19 protein-coding genes and 2 tRNA genes are annotated in these 16,328 nt (G+C 61.3%); 8 read left to right on the forward strand and 13 right to left on the reverse strand.

The window, feature by feature from the left end:
• Positions 1 to 141: 141 nt before the first annotated feature.
• The 3 genes from V1277_RS01800 to V1277_RS01810 all read right to left on the reverse strand — a co-directional run bounded on the left by V1277_RS01800 (position 142) and on the right by V1277_RS01810 (position 1,254).
• Positions 142 to 516 (reverse strand): YbaN family protein, encoded by a 375-nt coding sequence (locus V1277_RS01800; RefSeq protein ID WP_334414775.1) that lies wholly within the window; start codon positions 514 to 516, stop codon positions 142 to 144.
• A 149-nt stretch (positions 517 to 665) separates the two neighbouring features.
• Positions 666 to 739 (reverse strand) — tRNA-Gly (locus V1277_RS01805).
• 317 nt (positions 740 to 1,056) lie between these two features.
• On the reverse strand, positions 1,057 to 1,254 hold the full coding sequence (locus tag V1277_RS01810) for a hypothetical protein (RefSeq protein WP_334414776.1): 198 nt from the start codon (positions 1,252 to 1,254) through the stop codon (positions 1,057 to 1,059).
• Between the two features lie 191 nt (positions 1,255 to 1,445).
• Between V1277_RS01810 and V1277_RS01815 the strand changes: the two genes are divergently transcribed.
• Positions 1,446 to 1,835, forward strand: a complete 390-nt coding sequence (locus V1277_RS01815) for a YciI family protein (RefSeq protein ID WP_334414777.1) — start codon at positions 1,446 to 1,448, stop codon at positions 1,833 to 1,835.
• A gap of 332 nt (positions 1,836 to 2,167) precedes the next feature.
• Positions 2,168 to 2,902, forward strand: coding sequence for a Crp/Fnr family transcriptional regulator (locus tag V1277_RS01820; protein WP_334414778.1), 735 nt, complete (start codon positions 2,168 to 2,170; stop codon positions 2,900 to 2,902).
• Positions 2,903 to 2,985: 83 nt separating this feature from the next.
• On the opposite strand, the gene V1277_RS01825 is transcribed toward V1277_RS01820, so the two are convergent.
• Both V1277_RS01825 and V1277_RS01830 read right to left on the reverse strand, forming a co-directional pair.
• Positions 2,986 to 3,180 (reverse strand): GIY-YIG nuclease family protein, encoded by a 195-nt coding sequence (locus V1277_RS01825; protein WP_442894437.1) that lies wholly within the window; start codon positions 3,178 to 3,180, stop codon positions 2,986 to 2,988.
• A 95-nt stretch (positions 3,181 to 3,275) separates the two neighbouring features.
• Positions 3,276 to 3,361, reverse strand: a tRNA-Tyr gene (locus V1277_RS01830).
• A 206-nt stretch (positions 3,362 to 3,567) separates the two neighbouring features.
• Between V1277_RS01830 and rlmB the strand changes: the two genes are divergently transcribed.
• Positions 3,568 to 4,395, forward strand: a complete 828-nt coding sequence (gene rlmB / locus V1277_RS01835) for a 23S rRNA (guanosine(2251)-2'-O)-methyltransferase RlmB (protein ID WP_334414779.1) — start codon at positions 3,568 to 3,570, stop codon at positions 4,393 to 4,395.
• A 55-nt stretch (positions 4,396 to 4,450) separates the two neighbouring features.
• On the opposite strand, the gene V1277_RS01840 is transcribed toward rlmB, so the two are convergent.
• Together V1277_RS01840 and V1277_RS01845 are read right to left on the reverse strand one after the other, a co-directional pair.
• Positions 4,451 to 4,828, reverse strand: coding sequence for a hypothetical protein (locus V1277_RS01840; RefSeq protein WP_334414780.1), 378 nt, complete (start codon positions 4,826 to 4,828; stop codon positions 4,451 to 4,453).
• A gap of 32 nt (positions 4,829 to 4,860) precedes the next feature.
• On the reverse strand, positions 4,861 to 5,307 hold the full coding sequence (locus V1277_RS01845; protein WP_334414781.1) for a hypothetical protein: 447 nt from the start codon (positions 5,305 to 5,307) through the stop codon (positions 4,861 to 4,863).
• A gap of 258 nt (positions 5,308 to 5,565) precedes the next feature.
• Here V1277_RS01845 and V1277_RS01850 point away from each other — a divergent pair, with 258 nt between their 5' ends.
• Together V1277_RS01850 and V1277_RS01855 are read left to right on the forward strand one after the other, a co-directional pair.
• Entirely contained in the window at positions 5,566 to 7,203 is a 1,638-nt protein-coding gene (locus V1277_RS01850) for an alkaline phosphatase family protein (RefSeq protein WP_334414782.1), read from the forward strand.
• A gap of 155 nt (positions 7,204 to 7,358) precedes the next feature.
• Positions 7,359 to 7,634 (forward strand): hypothetical protein, encoded by a 276-nt coding sequence (locus V1277_RS01855; RefSeq protein WP_334414783.1) that lies wholly within the window; start codon positions 7,359 to 7,361, stop codon positions 7,632 to 7,634.
• Positions 7,635 to 7,696: 62 nt separating this feature from the next.
• On the opposite strand, the gene V1277_RS01860 is transcribed toward V1277_RS01855, so the two are convergent.
• Complete coding sequence (locus tag V1277_RS01860) at positions 7,697 to 7,921, reverse strand: hypothetical protein (protein WP_334414784.1); 225 nt, start codon at positions 7,919 to 7,921, stop codon at positions 7,697 to 7,699.
• A gap of 277 nt (positions 7,922 to 8,198) precedes the next feature.
• On the opposite strand from V1277_RS01860, the gene V1277_RS01865 reads away from it, so the two are divergent.
• Together V1277_RS01865 and V1277_RS01870 are read left to right on the forward strand one after the other, a co-directional pair.
• A complete protein-coding gene (locus V1277_RS01865) occupies positions 8,199 to 8,948 on the forward strand; it encodes a hypothetical protein (RefSeq protein WP_334414785.1) in 750 nt (249 codons plus the stop codon).
• A gap of 147 nt (positions 8,949 to 9,095) precedes the next feature.
• The gene (locus V1277_RS01870) at positions 9,096 to 10,028 is read left to right on the forward strand and encodes an alpha/beta fold hydrolase (RefSeq protein WP_334414786.1); all 933 of its coding nucleotides are present in this window, start codon (positions 9,096 to 9,098) and stop codon (positions 10,026 to 10,028) included.
• A 13-nt stretch (positions 10,029 to 10,041) separates the two neighbouring features.
• Here V1277_RS01870 and V1277_RS01875 read toward each other — a convergent pair whose 3' ends face one another.
• From V1277_RS01875 to V1277_RS01890, 4 genes are all read right to left on the reverse strand, one after another.
• A complete protein-coding gene (locus V1277_RS01875) occupies positions 10,042 to 10,668 on the reverse strand; it encodes a methyltransferase family protein (protein WP_334414787.1) in 627 nt (208 codons plus the stop codon).
• A 13-nt stretch (positions 10,669 to 10,681) separates the two neighbouring features.
• Positions 10,682 to 11,734, reverse strand: a complete 1,053-nt coding sequence (locus V1277_RS01880) for an NAD-dependent epimerase/dehydratase family protein (RefSeq protein WP_334414788.1) — start codon at positions 11,732 to 11,734, stop codon at positions 10,682 to 10,684.
• 33 nt (positions 11,735 to 11,767) lie between these two features.
• Positions 11,768 to 12,280, reverse strand: a complete 513-nt coding sequence (locus tag V1277_RS01885; RefSeq protein WP_334414789.1) for an Mpo1 family 2-hydroxy fatty acid dioxygenase — start codon at positions 12,278 to 12,280, stop codon at positions 11,768 to 11,770.
• Between the two features lie 341 nt (positions 12,281 to 12,621).
• A complete protein-coding gene (locus tag V1277_RS01890) occupies positions 12,622 to 13,599 on the reverse strand; it encodes an AraC family transcriptional regulator (protein ID WP_334414790.1) in 978 nt (325 codons plus the stop codon).
• A gap of 151 nt (positions 13,600 to 13,750) precedes the next feature.
• On the opposite strand from V1277_RS01890, the gene V1277_RS01895 reads away from it, so the two are divergent.
• Complete coding sequence (locus V1277_RS01895; protein WP_334414791.1) at positions 13,751 to 14,824, forward strand: class I SAM-dependent methyltransferase; 1,074 nt, start codon at positions 13,751 to 13,753, stop codon at positions 14,822 to 14,824.
• A 352-nt stretch (positions 14,825 to 15,176) separates the two neighbouring features.
• Here V1277_RS01895 and V1277_RS01900 read toward each other — a convergent pair whose 3' ends face one another.
• Positions 15,177 to 16,325, reverse strand: a complete 1,149-nt coding sequence (locus V1277_RS01900) for a CapA family protein (RefSeq protein WP_334414792.1) — start codon at positions 16,323 to 16,325, stop codon at positions 15,177 to 15,179.
• Positions 16,326 to 16,328: the final 3 nt, after the last annotated feature.

Consider the following 16,328-nt stretch of genomic DNA (forward strand, 5'->3'; position numbering starts at 1 on the left):
GCCCAAGAAATGCACGGAATTGCCGTTAACTCGCCCCACGCGCAATCAGCGCGTGTCCGTGTGAGCCACAGATGCCTGCGGCGCATCACCTTGCGGACACGCTGTCAGGGACAATTTTGATTAAATTTTGACCGACCACAGCTAGATGCCGTTCCCATCGGCCATCGCCGGCCGCGAAACGACATAGACGGCACAGGCCAGGAACATGACCGCCACACCTACGGCAAGCGGCAATGACGGCTCGACGCTGTACCAGAACACGACAAACCCGATCGTCATTCCCACGCAAGCCATGGCCTTGGCCGACCGCGGGATGGCTCCGGCGGCGCGCCAATCCCGCAGCGGTTTGCCAAATGTCGGATGATCCAGCAGCCATGCCTCGAACCGCGGCGACGAGCGCGCAAAACACGCCACTGCAACGATCAGGAAAATCGTCCCCGGCATCAGCGGCATCACCAGGCCGATCACGCCGAGCACAACCATCACCCAACCGAGGCTGAAGTAGATGATGCGCATCAGACCTGCCGCCTGTCCTTCCCGTCAAACAAAGACCGCTCGCTTCCCGTTCATGCCACGGCTTGCCTAGCCGTAGCTCGCGGCCACGAGCCCGCCTTCGCCCGCTGGGCTTCGGCGCGGCAGCCTTCCCTCGCTTTGCGAGCGAAGGCTGGAGCGGGTGAAGGGAATCGAACCCTCGTATTCAGCTTGGAAGGCTGCTGCTCTACCATTGAGCTACACCCGCGCTGGCGTTGACCTAACACGACGCGCAGGCGGCCTCAACCGCCCCGCCGACCCGGTCCGCATGTCCTGTGCGGACCTTTCGACGAGGTCCGCACCCCTTAACAGGGGCCGATTCGCCGCTTATATTCGGATTTCCATCAACAACGAAAGGAGGTGATCCAGTGTCTTATACCAAGCGCTGTCACCTCGCTGGGATCGCCCGCTAGGCTTGTCTCTTGGCCTGGCATCGGGGCGCTCTCAGCCCTGGACCAGCGAGCACAACAGTTGGGGCGCGACGGGAGTTCTCCCGCCGCGCCTTTTTAATTGCTTAATTGCCGATCAAAAACCGCAGAGATTGACGAAGCGCGGCCGTCGGCCGCGGCGACTTTCGACGATGCGCTCGCCGCCGTTGATGGCCGAACTGCCGTAATAGCGGTGATGGCCGGTGACGTCGTGCCAGTCGCCGGCCTGCGACGATGATGGCGACCCGCAGCACCTGGCGGCATCGCAAATGATCGTGGCTGGCTTGCTTCGCATGACCGTCTCCGTGAAGGGTGCGCGTTGGCTCGCGTTCTGCTCATCAGTCGTGGGCTTTCCACGGCACGTTCAAGGGGCAACGGATATATCGTGTTTCCGGACTGTTTCGTGGACCCACCGTTTGTCGGGATCGGCTGCCGCGAAACGTCCTCGAAAGGCAGCCAGTCCGGCCCGCCATAAAGGAGAAAGCGATGCTCTACGCCATGCTGGCCTATCACGTCGAAGCCGAGGTCACATCCTGGAGCCCGGAGGAGGACGCGGCCCTGATGAGCGAACTGCTGGCCGTGCATGAGCGGCTTAACGCCAGGAAGGTGCTCGGGCCGGCGGCGCGGCTGGGCGGCACGACGGAAGCCCGCACCTTGCGTGGACCGGGCGCGGGAATGGTCATCGACGGACCATTTGCCGAGACCAAGGAGCAGTTGCTGGGTCTGTACGTGTTGAATTGCGCCAACGAGGAGGAAGCGATCGCGATTGCCCGCGACCTGCGGCGCGCCAATCCATCCGCCGTCTACGAAATCCGCCCGATCAGGCTCTATCTTCCCGGCGAATCCCTGCCGGAAACCTCGAGCGAGCCCGGTTAGAGCGTTTTCCAGCGAAAGCCTGCCCCGGACTTGATCCGGGGTGGACACCGGTTCGCGTCAAGAAAACGCGTCAAAACAAAGCCCTAGAGCCCGATCCTGATTCAATCAGAACCGAAAAGGCTCTAAGGGCTAACGCTTCACGTTGGCGATCAGGCCGCGGATGCGCAGAGGCACTGGCATACCACACCGCGGCGGACCTCAAGAACAAGCATTGTTGACTCGCTATCGGGGCCACTGACCCCCACATTGAATGCATCACCGACACAACCAGTGCTCGTAGGCGTCGGTGACTGAGAGTGTTGTGCTCCCGCCTGCAAAGGAAAGGAGATACGATGCCTCATTCAGCCAATCGTATTCTGTCCCGAGCAAGCCCTGTCGATCTCGAAGACCTCCGGCCGCATCTTCGCATTGTCGAAATGCAACGCGGCAAGGTCGTTGCGGAGAGCCGCGCGCGCGTCAATCAGGTGTACTTCCCGCACAGCGGCATACTTTCGTGCGTTGTTGAGCTGGAAGATGGTTGGGCGATCGAAAGCGGCATGATCGGAAACGATGGTGCTTTCGGGGCTGCACAAGCGATCGATAGCAAGGCGTCGCTGCATAAAGTGGTGGTCCAGGTATCCGGCCTTGCGAGCGTCGTGGATGCGGAGCACCTCAAAGCGGTTGCCCTGTCTTCTCCTGACCTGCTCGCGCTGCTCATCAAGTACGAACAATTCCTCCTCGGCCAGGTGCAGCAGACGACTGCCTGCAACGCGATTCACAGCGTCGAACAGCGTACGTGCAAGTGGCTGGTCAGGATGTGCGATCTCGTGGGCACCGAACTGCCGGTGACGCAGGAATTTTTGGCGCAGATGATGGGGGTGAGGCGAACCAGCGTCACCGGCGTTGCCAGCCAACTGCAAAAAGAGGGGCTGATCTCGTACAGCAGAGGCAAGCTAAGCATCCTGAATATGGAGCTCCTGCAGCGCCGCGCGTGCGAGTGCCACCGAACTGTTCGGGAGCTGTATGCTACGGAGTTCGATGATATCGAACGCGCAGCGCTTCCGGCCCGACACAGCGCCTGTCCTTGAATTTCGAGTCTTGGCATGCTGGCTGGCTGAGTTGGCAGTCTACCAGAACCGTTTTCTGGCAAAGGCGTGCCCAGAGCCGGATTTCAGATAGCGCTCGAATGTGCGCTGTTCGTTCGAGAACACGCAATGTATGTAACCAGCTTCCACGGGAGAAACGTGGAGGTATGCGGAGACTTGCCAGCATTATGGTCCGACAGTCGCCTCTGAACGTCAGACGCCATTCCGACGTAACGTTGGTCGGAAAAGCTCTCGCTTTGTAACAGGTAAACATAGTGCATCTGGGCGGCCCTCCCTTCGCCAAGGCTTCGGAGGGCATCCTGCTTCGCGGTCAGCCAGGCTGCAATCCTGCGAAGCGCCTTGGCGCGAAGCAGGATGGTGGGGAAGGAAGGACTCGAACCTTCGAAGCCATACGGCGGCTGATTTACAGTCAGCTCCCTTTGCCACTCGGGACACTTCCCCGTCCAACAGCGTCACCGAACCGACCGCCCGAGTGGCGGAGGACCGGACCCAAGGATGACGCTGAGGCCGAAAGCGCGGATCGAACCGGCTGCGACCGGCGCGTTTATGGGCGAATGGGGGTGGCAAAGTCAACCAATGCGGACCACCAAAAATAGGTTCGATCGGGCCAAATTGCCATATTCGGGCCCCCGTGACACAAGCTCCCCATGAGCGATCGCGACCGAAAACCGCCGTTCCGCCGCGGCGGCGGCAAACCCTTCGAAAAAGGGCGGAAATTCGCCCGTCCGCCGGGCCGGCGCGACCGGGAAACAAGCACCGACGGGCCGGCGATTCTTTATGGCTGGCACACGGTCTCGGCTGCGCTAGCCAACCCGGAACGGCGGATCCGAAAGCTGTTGCTGACCGAAAACGCCGCCCGGCGGCTGGCGGACGAGAATATCGATACCCGCGTTGCCCCGGAAATCGTGCGGCCGAACGCGATCGACCAGCGGCTCGGTCCGGACGCCGTGCACCAAGGGCTGTTGGCGGAGGCCGATCCCCTGCCCTCGCCCGACATCGATACGCTGCCGCAGGATGGCATCGTGCTGGTGCTCGACCAGATCACCGATCCGCACAATGTCGGCGCCATCATGCGCTCGGCGGCGGCCTTTGCGGTGAAAGCGATCGTCACCACCGCCCGCCACAGCCCGGAAGCAACCGGCGTGCTGGCGAAATCCGCCTCCGGCGCGCTGGAGCTGGTGCCGCTGGTCACGGTGCAAAATCTCGCCCGCGCGCTCACCGAACTGAACGACCGCGGCTTCTTGACGGTCGGGCTCGACAGCGAGGGGACCGAGGACCTCGCCGCCGTACCCTTGCAGCAACCGCTGGCGCTGGTGCTGGGCGCCGAGGGCAAGGGCCTGCGGCAACTGACCCGCGAAACCTGCCGCGCCGTGGCCCGGCTCGACATGCCCGGCGAGATCAAAAGCCTGAACGTTTCGAATGCCGCGGTGCTGGCGCTCTACATCGGCGCGAGCCGATTGGGCCTGATGAAATGAAGAACGCCCGCTCGCGGGAAGCGAACGGGCGCTGAGGCTTTCAGATGCTGCCGGATCAGTAGTACCGGCGCAGCACGCGCTGACCGTTGTAATAGCGCGGCGCGTAGCTATGGCGATAGTGCCGGTACGCGCGATATGGGCGGTTGTAGCCATAGCCGTAGCCGGAGATCGAGCCTTCGCGATAGACCGGACGCGGTGCCCAGTTGCCTGGACCGGTATAGGTCGGGCCCTGGTTGATATAATAATACTGCTGCTCCGGATCGGGCAGACGCTCGCGGACCCAGCCGCCGCAGGGGGTGCAGCCGGCATAGCCGTAGGTCACGGCCGGTGCGACATAGACCGGCGCTGCGCACGGGGCGTAACCGCAGGCCATCGCGGGGGCTGCAGCCATGACGGCCACTGCCGCGATCAATCCTTTAAGTATCTGACGCATTACTCTCTCCTGTTCGTATTTGCTTGGTCTTCTTAACGTGGAAGGTGATGCGGCCATCGCCTGTCATCGCGCGGCGCGTAGATGATTTCGGGCGGATCGATGGGCACGTTGGACTGCGCCGGCAGCGGCGCCGACTGCGCCGACCAGGACTGATGGTAGCTCTCGGCCGGTTGCGGCAAGCGGCGGTTCGCCGGCGGCTCGATTTCCAGGCGCCCGTAACCGGGCAGGCGGCCGGCGCTCGGATAATAATGACCGACGCGCGGGACCGGATCGACATAGCGGCCGCCATAGACGGTCGGCTCGACATGGGTGCCTTTGCCGAGGCCCCAGTCACCCTCGACCACCGCATAGGATGCATCGACGCCGTTAATGATGACGGGAACGCCGGGACGGCCCGGAATCACGATCTCGAAGCCGCCGCCGGCAAAGGCGGTCGAATTCGTCGCGATGAAAAGTGCCAGTGTGACGCCAATGCGCATCGCTTGGGATCCGGTTTTTCTAACGTCCCAATTTAATCCAACATGCCGGTTCAGGGGTTAAGGCCGCCGGCCAAACTGCCGGTAAGGCTAACGCGCAACCATGGATCGTCATTCAATTGCGAGAAATGGCGCTATCCAAACGTTAACGCCTCCGGGATCGGAAGGCCGACCCGGTGGTCTGGCCGCCCGCTCGATTGTCATTTGCGCTGACATATCGCACCATCCGGCCCCCTCCCAACGCCAGCCGAAATGCCTGAGATGACAGCCAAAACGCCTGCAAAGAACGTGCTCTGGATCATGTGCGACCAGCTTCGCTACGATTATCTCGGCTGCACCGGCCACCCTGTGCTGAAGACGCCGAACATCGACGCGATGGCCAAGCGCGGCGTGTTGTTCTCCAACGCCTATGTGCAGTCGCCGATCTGCGGGCCGTCGCGGATGTCGTTCTATACCGGCCGCTACATGCGCTCGCACGGCTCGCACTGGAACGGCTGGCCGCTGCGGGTGGGCGAACCGACGCTCGGCGATCACCTGAAGAAGATCGGCGTCCGCAACGTGCTGGTCGGCAAGACGCATATGGCGCCCGACCTCGAAGGGCTGAAGAGCCTCTGCATCCCCGCCGACTCGATCATCGGCGTGCATGTGTCGGAATGCGGGTTCGAGCCTTATGAGCGCGACGATGGCCTGCATCCGACGGGACGGCCGCGCCCGGCCTACGACAATTATCTGCGCCAGCATGGCTATGACGCGCCCAATCCCTGGGAGCACTGGGCCAATTCCGGCGCAGCCGAGGACGGTAGCCTGCAGAACGGCTGGTTATTGGTTCACGCCGACAAGGCCGCGCGGGTGCCGGACGAGCATTCCGAGACGCCCTACATGACGCGTCGCGCGATGGAGTTCATCGCGGAAGCCGAGGACGACGAAAGGCCATGGTGCCTGCATCTGTCCTACATCAAGCCGCACTGGCCCTATATCGCGCCGGAGCCCTACGCCAGCATGTATGGGCCGCAGGACGTGCAGCCGGTGATCCGTTCGCAGGAAGAGCGCGCCAACGCGCATCCGGTGTTCGCCGCCTATATGGACATGCGCTATTCGCGCAACATGTCGCGCAACGAGGCGCGCGAAAAGGTCATCCCGACCTATATGGGCCTGATCAAGCAGATCGACGATCAGATGGGCGTGTTGATGCAATTCCTCGAAGCGCGCGGTCTGCTCGACACCACGATGATCGTGTTCACCTCGGATCACGGCGACTATCTCGGCGATCACTGGATGGGCGAGAAGGACCTGTTCCACGAGCAATCGGCGAAAATCCCGCTGATCGTGATCGATCCCTCGCCCGCCGCCGATGCCACGCGCGGCACGGTCAGCGATGCGCTGGTCGAAGCGATCGACCTGGCGCCGACCTTCATCGACTATCTCGGCGCCACGCCGCCGGATCATATCCTGGAAGGACGCTCGCTGGTGCCGCTGCTGCACGGCGCGCCGCCTGCCGATTGGCGCAAGGTGGTGTTCTCCGAATACGACTACGCCATGCAGGACGTCCGCGTGATGCTGAACCAGCCGATCGAGCGCTGCCGGCTGTTCATGGTGTTCGACGGCCGCTGGAAATACATTCACGCGTCCGGATTCCGCCCGATGCTCTACGACCTCGAAACCGATCCGCAGGAGTTTGTCGATCGCGGCGCCGACCCGGCCTGCGCCGAAATCGTGGCGCGGCTGCAAGCGGAGCTGTTCGACTGGGCGCTGCACCCGAAGATGCACATCACCACGCCGAACGCGAAGATCGCCGCCTATGCCGCCCAGCAATTGCAGGTCAAGAACGGCGTGCTGATCGGCATCTGGGACGAGGCCGAGCTTGGCGCGATCAGGGAGAAGATCGGGATCAAGCCATAAGACCAGTGATGCGCATTGCACGACGGATTAGCCCAAGCAAAAGACGTCCGGCGTTCGGTCTCGGCATCAAGTGAGCGTGAGGCGTGAGGCAGTTCACATTCGAGAACAGCGAGTTGATCTAAGGCCGTCGCAAACCCGGCTTCGGGAGACGAGCCATGCCATTATTTAACAGCCAAATCGATTGGCAGGGAATGGGCACCATAGCGGTGGTCGGGCTTTTCACCCTGTTCGCCCTTACGTTCGCCGTTGTCAGCTACGTGGAATCGTCATCGAATGCCGACCTGGCCGAGTTTACGAGCACGACCGAGTCATCGGCATCTGATCCGAACCATTCCAACGAATCTACAGCGCAGAACCCGTCCGCCAAAGACCGAACGAACTGCCCCCTCGGTAAGAAATCGCCACCAACTCAACTACTGCCCTTGCAGTAGTCTACACTTCAGACCAATTCGACCTCGTGCGCCTACGACGCATCGTGCGCCACGGGACGATTTCATCCACGGCCGATAAGGTCGACCGGAGTACGGTAGAGCTCGTTACAGTCTCCATCGGTGACACGCACAGCACATCCGGTGGAACGCAGCTCGGGGCGAACGATGCAAAGCTCGCTCGCGAGGCATTCGGCCTTATCGATCGCGTTTTCTGTGTTTTCGAGATACATGCCGCCCTGGTTCTTGAACTCCGCGCCGATGACGAGATCAAAGTTGAAGTATGGCATCAGTGCCCCCTGCCAAATTCAAGCTGCACGGAATCTAAACCTGAGTCTGGTGGGTTCCCTCATTTCAATTTCTGCTTTTGACTTCTGATTATAGTCGTCTGTTGCGCTTCGGTACCGGGCGGCTAGCGCAAACCATTGAGGGGTTGGAAACCAGTGTTGCGGCGGAGACACGTCGTGTTGGTAAATTGCGGCCGCTCACGCCACGTTTATTGCAGTTCCGAGCGCGCGGGCGCTACGGTCGCCCGGCGAAGCACTTCGCAGCCCTTCGAGGAGCGCAATGAAGCCGTATCGCGGTGATATCGGAACTGTCGGCTGGTTACCCTTTCTCTGCCTGGCATCGTTGCGTAGACTGCACGTGATAGCTATCGCGGCATTGCTGCTGCTGGCGATCGGCGCAAGCCCCATACAGGCAAGGAGTTCCGCCTCGGCAGCCTCGACTGCTCATGTCTACCTGCTCCGCGGCGTGCTCAATATTTTCTCCCTGGGTCTCGATGATATTGCGGTAAAGCTGCGGGCGCAGGGCATCCCGGTCACTGTCGCGAACTTTGCCTCCTGGTCGTCGCTCGCCGACGAAGCCGCCGCCGGCTACAAGAGTGGCAGGATCAAGACGATCATTCTGGTCGGGCATTCCTCGGGCGCGACCGCGCTTCCCGACATGGTCGCCAAGCTGGATCAGCTTGGCGCCCCCGTGAAGCTCGCCATCGGCCTGGATTCGGTATTTCGCACCAGCCTCTCGGGACGCGTGGGACGCTATGTAAACTTCTACATCGCCAACGGCGCCGGCACGCCGGTTCAGAAAACCGGACAATTCCAGGGCAAGCTCGAGAATGTGAACGTGCAGAACGTGCCTGGCGTCGGGCACATGTCCATCGAAAAGAACCTGATCATGCAGCAGAAGGTGATAAGCGAGATCGACGCTGTCGTCTTCGGCCGATCTGTCCCAGCTTCGGGGGCGCGGAAGCCGCGGCAGCCTGAAGCGGCAAGCGCAGCGAGGCCCGGCACGGCAAGCGCCGCGGCGGTACGTTAGTAGTTCGAACGCCGTCGCCGAAGCGACGAGCGCCGCAAATTCTGCCAATTCCTCGACGATAGATCACCCGCTAGAAGCGCCGGGTGGCGTGGCCCGCCGGCATTCAAGGTCCGGCACCTCTACGCCTTAATCGCGAGCGGAATGTACATGAGAAGTCCGACGCTGGTTGCAGCCGTGGTGATCCGTGCAGTCCTTTCCGTCTGCATCTTGTCGGCCGTTTGCAATCTGGCGGTCGCCGATCCGGTCGCACGCACGACCAATGCTATCGCAACCGTCGCTCCCGACACGCCGCCAGCCGCGACCCAGCCGCAGGCCCGCGTCTACCTGTTCCGCGGCGCGCTCGGCCCGATCTTTTCGCGCGGGATGGACCGCCTGACCAATCGTCTCCAGGAAGCCGGTATCCGGGCTGACGTCTACGAATTCACGATTTGCCGGCTGATTGCGGATCAGGCGATCCGCGATTTCCGGAACGATCCTGCTCCGATCGTCCTGATCGGTCACTCGATGGGCGGACTGTGCGCCTTGACGTTTGCCGGCATACTGAAGTCCGAAAACATCCAGGTAAGCCTGGTGGTCACGATTGATCCGGCTCAGGCAACCCCGAAGGTGCCGCTGAACGTCGAGCGTTACATCAACATTTTCCTGTCCGACAGCATATTGGGCGGCGGCGATGTGGTGGCGGAGCAGGGTTACCAGGGGCACTACGCGAGCTTCGATTTGAAGGAGCACGGGGAAGTCACCCACATCAACATCGACAAGATGGATTCCCTCCACGAGCAAGTGGTGACAGCAATTGCGCAACTTGCGACGACGCCGGCCAAGGGAGAAGCGGTACCACTGCGCTACGTCGTTCCTCCTGATGCCCCGCTGGAGCTGTGGGACAGCGGCACGCAGCAACTCGCCCGTTCGGGCGATACCTTGCAGAAGCTAGCGGCACTGAACCATGTACCGCTGTGGTCACTTACCCAGGCCAATCAGCATTCCGACAGTGCACCGCTGTCAGTTGGCCAACGCGTCCTGGTTCCGCGCCGTCTTGCTCCACCTGTCGCGCCATCAGCGGCGTCGCGACGGAAACGGTAGGTGCAGAGCGACGTCAGGTGCGCGGCAGGAACGGAATCAGCATCGGAACGCGACGGCAATACGATCCATAGGCATCCGCACCGAGTTCCGCCGTGAGGAAGCCCTCCTCCATGCGGGCCTTCAACCCCATCCCGAGCGAGATCAGCGCCGCCCCCAGCATTGCGGTCACTGTTCCGACCGCTATGCCCGTCACCAGCATCCCGGCGATAAGCCCGGTATAGATCGGGTGGCGCACCATCCCGTAGGGGCCGGTGTCGATGACCTGATGGCCTTCCTTGTGGGTGATCGCGTTCGACCAGAATCGCCCGAGATGAATTCTCCCCCACCATGTGAATGAGATCCCCGCAAGGACAAGGCACGCCAGCACGTAGATGCCAAGGCTGCCAAACTGCCAGAGCGGCTTTTCCCCCAGGACCTTGCCGGTCAATGGCAAGAAAAGAATGGCCCCTACGAGAATGGGGAAGCGGTATTTGAGCGACTCCCAGGTCATCACGTGTTTCTTCGTTTGACCCGACCAGAACGACGCCAAAACCCAGCTCATGACCCACAAAATCCAGATGATGGCGAGCAACTGTGTCGGCCAGGTAGTGGTCCAGCCACTTAAGGCGAAAGCCAACCATTGACCAGGATCGTTCAGCATGTCGCGGTCCGTCTCAAGCGATTGTATCAACCGCCGAGCCGCCGCTCGACGTGAAACGAGTGCTCGGCATTGAGTCCCATTCAGGTTGGTTGGGGCCGGCATCAAGCAGATGCGCAATGGTTTCACGCAATACGGGCTCGACGGGACCCGGCGCATAACCCAGCTCTCGTTGCGCTTTTTCGATCGACAATGCCCCCGCCCGCAATGCGATACGAACGCCCTCGGCCGTACCGGACGGAGGCCGGCGCGTCACGTGATCAGCGATGAACTCCAGCGTTGCAGTAACCATTTCGGCGACCTTGCCGTTCACTTGAATGCAGCGGATGCGACGGCCGCTGATATCAGCCATGAGTTCGAGAATCCGTCTTAGCGGCATGCTCTCGCCACCGAGAACGTAGCGATGTCCAGCGTGTCCGCGCTCCATGGCAAAAATCAGCCCTTCGGCGGCGTCGCGCACATCGACGAGGTTCACGACAAAATCAAGATGCAATTGAAGACGTCGGTTGAGGAAATACCGAAGCATCGCCGTCGGCGGGGTAACGTTGTGGTCATAAGGCCCGACGGGCATGGTGGGACAGCCGATAACCACCGGGTATCCGGATGCGGCCGCCTGCATAGCGAACTGGTCGGCGAGCATTTTCGAGCGCGTATATGGACCCGGCATGTCGTCCGGCAGGAGCGCATCGTCAGCGACAGGAACCGCCGATGGTGAGGCACGGAACAGAATGGATTCGGTCGAGCAGTGCAGGAAGCGCTCTATGCCGCGCTTGCGGGCCGTCTCAATGACGATCTCGGTGCCGCCGAAGTTGACGGTGTGAAAATCGGCCTTCCGCGGCAGCCACATCCCCGGCAAGCCGGCCAGGTGGTAGACCTCGTCGACCCCGTCCATCGCGCGGTCAACCAGGTCGCGATCAAGCACCGATCCCCTGACATACTGAACCTGAGGCAACGCGCGAGGGGGTGGCTGAAGATCGAGCACCCTCACCTGCCGACCTCGCGCTATCAGCGCCGAGACCAGGTGCTTTCCGATGAATCCACTGCCGCCCGTGACCAGTATGTGCGTCATGCTACGGGTGCACTCAAGGTGAACTAATTGAGATCAAGATGCAGCGCCCTGCGGATGCACTTGGATGATGATGGCGAGATCGCGCCGAAAGCCCAGCACAATAAACAGCTTTGCCATGACAAACATTGGGCCCAGCAACAGGTGGGTCGGATTGTCGACCAGCGCCGGCTGCCGCCGCTCGAACACGCGGTGCCCAATAATCTGCGAGGCGACGCCGACGACAATCAAGATGGCCGCAAGTGACCACATGCCGGCAATCGTCGCATGACTAACGATCACGGCAGCAGCCGAGAGCAACACAACCGCGGCTCCAAGGATTCCGGCGCCAAGCGCGAAATCGAGCAGGAACCAATAGACGAGCACCGGTATGACAGCGATGGTCGCCGCGCTGGTTTGGAACCCGAACACGGTGATGGACCACAAGCTAAGCGGAAGGATAGCGGCCAGGAACAAGAACACGATGCCGAACACATGCATTGCGCAGTTCCAGGGGTCACGATGATACTCGACGTAGTCAGCGAGTTGCCGCCGAAAATACGAATTCATGCGGTCTTATCCCCCTGCTATCGGCAGACGCGGCCAGACGGGTCAACCAAAAACCCAGCCCACCTGCTTCGATGCCCAACTTCCATCAGAGACAGAATGGTAGTTAAACTAGGAAATCATCATCAAGTCAAAACGCGGACGCGGGACGTTTGACACTCCCTCGAGCCCGCTGCCAACGTTGACAAATCATGCCGTAATTCAGACGATTAGCATCGTACAGGTCTCGGGAACCGCCACGAATTGCGATAATTTTCCCGCAGGTGTTGCCGTCCAGCCAACCTGTCACAATCGTTTCGTGAACCCTTTACCCCACGACGCTAAGCGCCAGCACCATCGCGCGCCTACTCCGGCGACATCTGCGTCTGCCGCCAGGCGGCCGGTGGCGTCCCTACCGTTCTGCGAAAAGCACGATTGAAGGCGGCTTCGGAATCGTAGCCAACCGCCTCCGCTACGCGGGCGATCGGATCGCTTCCAGATGCCAGCAGACCGGCAGCGAGTTGCATGCGCCAGCGCGTCAGATACTGCATCGGCGGTTGCCCGATCAGGTGGGTGAACCGCTGCGCGAACGTCGATCGCGACAGCCCTACGGCCTTCGCGAGCTCATCCAATGTCCAATCCGCCGCTGGCTCGCCATGCAAGAGATTCAGCGCTTGACCGACGTGCCGATCGGCCAAGCCGGCAAACCAGCCGGTCTGTTCGGGGCCAAGCGCTTCGATATGGCATCTGATCGCCTCGACAAAGAGCAGTTCGCCCAGCCGGGCCAGCACGCCCTCCCCGCCGGTCCGGCGCCCCTCCGATTCAACCCGTGCGGCATTGATCAGGTAACCAAGTCCCGAATTCTCCCGATATGAACTTCCGCGCAGATGAAGGACGGCAGGCAGCGACTCCAAGAGTGGATTGAAAGGCCGCGCGTCGCAGCCGAGGAATCCGCACAGGATGCGCGCATCGGCGGGTCCGTTGTCGCCGAGGCGGACCTTGTGGGGAAGCTGGTCGGCGGTCGGCCGGTGATAGTAGCTCAGGTCAGGGACCGCCTGCATGCCCGGCGCACTGGAAAGCACATGCGCTGAACCTTGCGGAAATGCGATGATATCGCCCGCGTCGAGCCGTACGGATGGCTCATCGATCAGCCCGCCCCAGCAGCAACCATCGACAATGACGTGATACTCGATGACATGCTGCGCCCCCGGCAACACGGCTGAAGCGCAGGCGGACGATGCCGGCGCCGCGGCCACCCATGGTGCGCGGACGTCAAGATGGAAGAACATCGCACTGCAAAGTCGTACGGCGCGCAACACATCGGACAGGGCATCCGCCCCCATAGTCGCAGCTCCAATCGGACGCTCGGCCACGCGTCTCGGACGAACGGCAAAAATAGGAAGGATTCAGACGCTCAGTCAAGCCATCCGGCAGTCTGGTCATTTGCCGCACCCCCGCGAGGACCTATGTCCCATCGCGCCAAAGGAGGCAGCAATGAACATTTTGGTCAGAGAATTAAACGAGCAGAAGCTGGAAGTATTTGTTACGCGGATATTGGGCGATCTCGGCGCCGCCATGATTGCACCGCTGGTGCGCATTGGTGACGAACTCGGACTGTACAGCGCGCTCGCCGCGTCGGGACCGGTGACGCCGGAAGAACTGGCGCGCCGGACCAGAACAGTCGAGCGCCTTGTGCGCGAATGGCTCAGCGCCCACGCCGCCGCCGGCTATCTGGACTATGACGCTACGACCAAGCGCTTCTCCATGAATCCCGAACAGGCCATGGTGTTCGGCAATCCTGACAGTCCGGTCTACATGCTGGGCTCGTTCGAGGTTTGCCAGGCGGTGATGGTTGACCAGCCCAAGGTGAGCAAGGCTTTCCGCAACGGCGGCGCCGCCGGCTATCACGAGCGGTGCAATTGCCTGTTCAGCGGAATGTCGCGCTTCTTCGGCGTGAGCTACAAGGCCCACCTGGTGCAGGAATGGCTCCCCGCATTGGACGGCGTGGTCGAAAAACTCGGCCGCGGTGCGCGGGTCGCGGATATCGGCTGCGGCCATGGCATCTCAACCATCCTGATGGCGAAAGCATTCGAACAGTCGAGATTTCTCGGGATCGACAACCACGAAGATTCAATCGCCTGCGCCCGCGACGCCGCGAAACGCGACGGCGTAGCAGCCAGGACGGAATTTGATGTCGCCACGGCCAAGAATTTTGTTGGCGGCAATTTCGACCTGATCTGTTGTTTCGACGCGCTGCACGACCTTGGTGATCCCGTCGGCGCGGCGAGCCGCATTCTGCAGGCCCTCGCCCCTGACGGCACGTTCATGGCCGTGGAGCCGCTTGCAGGAGACCGGCTGGAGGACAACATCAATCCGGTCGGCCGCCTCTATTATGCCGGCTCCACCATGATCTGCACGCCGGTTTCCCTGGCGCAGGAGGTCGGGCTCGCCCTCGGTGGGCAGGCAGGACCAAAACGGTTGGAAGCGGTTCTGCGCGAAGCCGGGTTTAGCCGTGTCCGGATCGCAGCCGAGACACCCTTCAACATCGTCCTCGAAGCGCGGCGATAAGACTGACCGCGTGTCGTTTCTTACGCCACCGGGAGCACTGCTCTCCGGTGGCAAAGGTGCCTAATCATGACGCAGACGTTACAAGCAAAACAAGGCAATCGAGGACTTGGCCAGGGAGGACTTGGCCAGGCCGGCTGGATCCTCGATCATTGGATCGCCGCTTTCCTCGCAGCGGTAGAGCGCGCTATCCGTCATCAACGCACGAAGCATCGGGCCAGGACGCAGCCCGCGATATCTACTGCATCCAGCTCGGCGCGATCAGCGAGAGGATCGGAATGAAGTCTCAAGGAGGGACGCAGACGTCAGCGTTCGCAGATGGTCCGCGGCGCGCCGAAAGCGGCTGTGACCAGGGTTAGGTCCCTGCCCGAGGCCCGACAACGACAAGCTGCCGTTCGGAATCAGGAATGACCCTTGTTCCGAACTGCCGACATCTCCCATCCAGTGTCTGCTGGATCCATTCGATGTCCTGCCACGATGGAATGGAGAGACGAAAGTTCTTGATCTGCAGGGGAACCAGTTTGAGCGCATGGAGGCTTCCGCTGGTCGGATCCAGGTCGGCGAAATACATCAAGGCAAGATCGTCACGGTAGCGCTCGTAACCACTGATGCCTTCATAGTCATTCAGGAAATCACCGCAGCCATAGAGAATGAGGCGGTCTCGATAAATTTCGATCGCTCGAGGATGATGTGAGGAATGCCCGTGAACGATCGACACGCCTGCCTTGTCGATGAGGGCCCGGGCCAGAATTCTCTGCTCGTGGGGAATGTGATATCCCCAATTGGATCCCCAATGGATTGAAACGACGACGAGATCGCCCGACCTCCTGTGCGCCATGACTTGATCGGCGACCTCTGACGCGCTCGCCTCGGAGAGGTCAGGCAGCAAGTTGACGCCTGGAGCGTCTGACGTCGCAGCCCATTCGAGCGGGATGCCGCTCGATGTCGATCCAAACGAAAAGATCAAGAGCCTCGCTTTGCCAACGTTCAGCACCGCGGGTGCGCGCGCTTCATGATCGTTGCGTCCCGCGCCCGTTGCCTTGACGTTGAGTTTTTGCAGAGTAGTCAGCGTCTCCAGCAAGCCGGCGCGGCCCCAATCGAGCACATGATTGTTGGCCAATACGCAGCAGTTGATCTCGGCCGCCGCGAGGCATTCTGCATTCTCGGGGCTCATGCGGTAGTTGATGCCCTTGTTCATGCGGTCGTTGCTGCGGGTCACTGCCGTTTCGAGATTGATGATCCGCGCATCCGGCTGCATGCGCGCCAACTGGCCCAGTGCCGCGCCCCAAACGTAGGACGGCCCGTTTTGCCGCGGAATTGGCCCGTTGGCCTGCTCGGCGAGCAGCACGTACCCCTCCGCCGATCGCACGTAATGTTCGTAAATCTCGGGGCTGCAGGGGTGTGCCAACACCTGGTCGATGCCGCGGCCGCACATGACATCTCCGCATAGAAAGAGTCGCACCAATTTCCGATGTCCAGCCGGCAAACGTCTTTCCTCGAGCATGAA

It is taken from the genome of Bradyrhizobium sp. AZCC 1588 (assembly GCF_036924735.1).
Classification (GTDB): Bacteria; Pseudomonadota; Alphaproteobacteria; order Rhizobiales; family Xanthobacteraceae; genus Bradyrhizobium.

Excerpts from the sequence above, each read along its gene's own strand:
- V1277_RS01800 (WP_334414775.1), bottom strand. The coding sequence starts at position 516 with ATGCGCATCATCTACTTCAGCCTCGGTTGGGTGATGGTTGTGCTCGGC.
- V1277_RS01810 (WP_334414776.1), bottom strand. The coding sequence starts at position 1,254 with ATGCGAAGCAAGCCAGCCACGATCATTTGCGATGCCGCCAGGTGCTGC.
- V1277_RS01815 (WP_334414777.1), top strand. The coding sequence starts at position 1,446 with ATGCTCTACGCCATGCTGGCCTATCACGTCGAAGCCGAGGTCACATCC.
- V1277_RS01820 (WP_334414778.1), top strand. The coding sequence starts at position 2,168 with ATGCCTCATTCAGCCAATCGTATTCTGTCCCGAGCAAGCCCTGTCGAT.
- V1277_RS01825 (WP_442894437.1), bottom strand. The coding sequence starts at position 3,180 with ATGCACTATGTTTACCTGTTACAAAGCGAGAGCTTTTCCGACCAACGT.
- rlmB (WP_334414779.1), top strand. The coding sequence starts at position 3,568 with ATGAGCGATCGCGACCGAAAACCGCCGTTCCGCCGCGGCGGCGGCAAA.
- V1277_RS01840 (WP_334414780.1), bottom strand. The coding sequence starts at position 4,828 with ATGCGTCAGATACTTAAAGGATTGATCGCGGCAGTGGCCGTCATGGCT.
- V1277_RS01845 (WP_334414781.1), bottom strand. The coding sequence starts at position 5,307 with ATGCGCATTGGCGTCACACTGGCACTTTTCATCGCGACGAATTCGACC.
- V1277_RS01850 (WP_334414782.1), top strand. The coding sequence starts at position 5,566 with ATGACAGCCAAAACGCCTGCAAAGAACGTGCTCTGGATCATGTGCGAC.
- V1277_RS01855 (WP_334414783.1), top strand. The coding sequence starts at position 7,359 with ATGCCATTATTTAACAGCCAAATCGATTGGCAGGGAATGGGCACCATA.
- V1277_RS01860 (WP_334414784.1), bottom strand. The coding sequence starts at position 7,921 with ATGCCATACTTCAACTTTGATCTCGTCATCGGCGCGGAGTTCAAGAAC.
- V1277_RS01865 (WP_334414785.1), top strand. The coding sequence starts at position 8,199 with ATGAAGCCGTATCGCGGTGATATCGGAACTGTCGGCTGGTTACCCTTT.
- V1277_RS01870 (WP_334414786.1), top strand. The coding sequence starts at position 9,096 with ATGAGAAGTCCGACGCTGGTTGCAGCCGTGGTGATCCGTGCAGTCCTT.
- V1277_RS01875 (WP_334414787.1), bottom strand. The coding sequence starts at position 10,668 with ATGCTGAACGATCCTGGTCAATGGTTGGCTTTCGCCTTAAGTGGCTGG.
- V1277_RS01880 (WP_334414788.1), bottom strand. The coding sequence starts at position 11,734 with ATGACGCACATACTGGTCACGGGCGGCAGTGGATTCATCGGAAAGCAC.
- V1277_RS01885 (WP_334414789.1), bottom strand. The coding sequence starts at position 12,280 with ATGAATTCGTATTTTCGGCGGCAACTCGCTGACTACGTCGAGTATCAT.
- V1277_RS01890 (WP_334414790.1), bottom strand. The coding sequence starts at position 13,599 with ATGGGGGCGGATGCCCTGTCCGATGTGTTGCGCGCCGTACGACTTTGC.
- V1277_RS01895 (WP_334414791.1), top strand. The coding sequence starts at position 13,751 with ATGAACATTTTGGTCAGAGAATTAAACGAGCAGAAGCTGGAAGTATTT.
- V1277_RS01900 (WP_334414792.1), bottom strand. The coding sequence starts at position 16,325 with ATGCTCGAGGAAAGACGTTTGCCGGCTGGACATCGGAAATTGGTGCGA.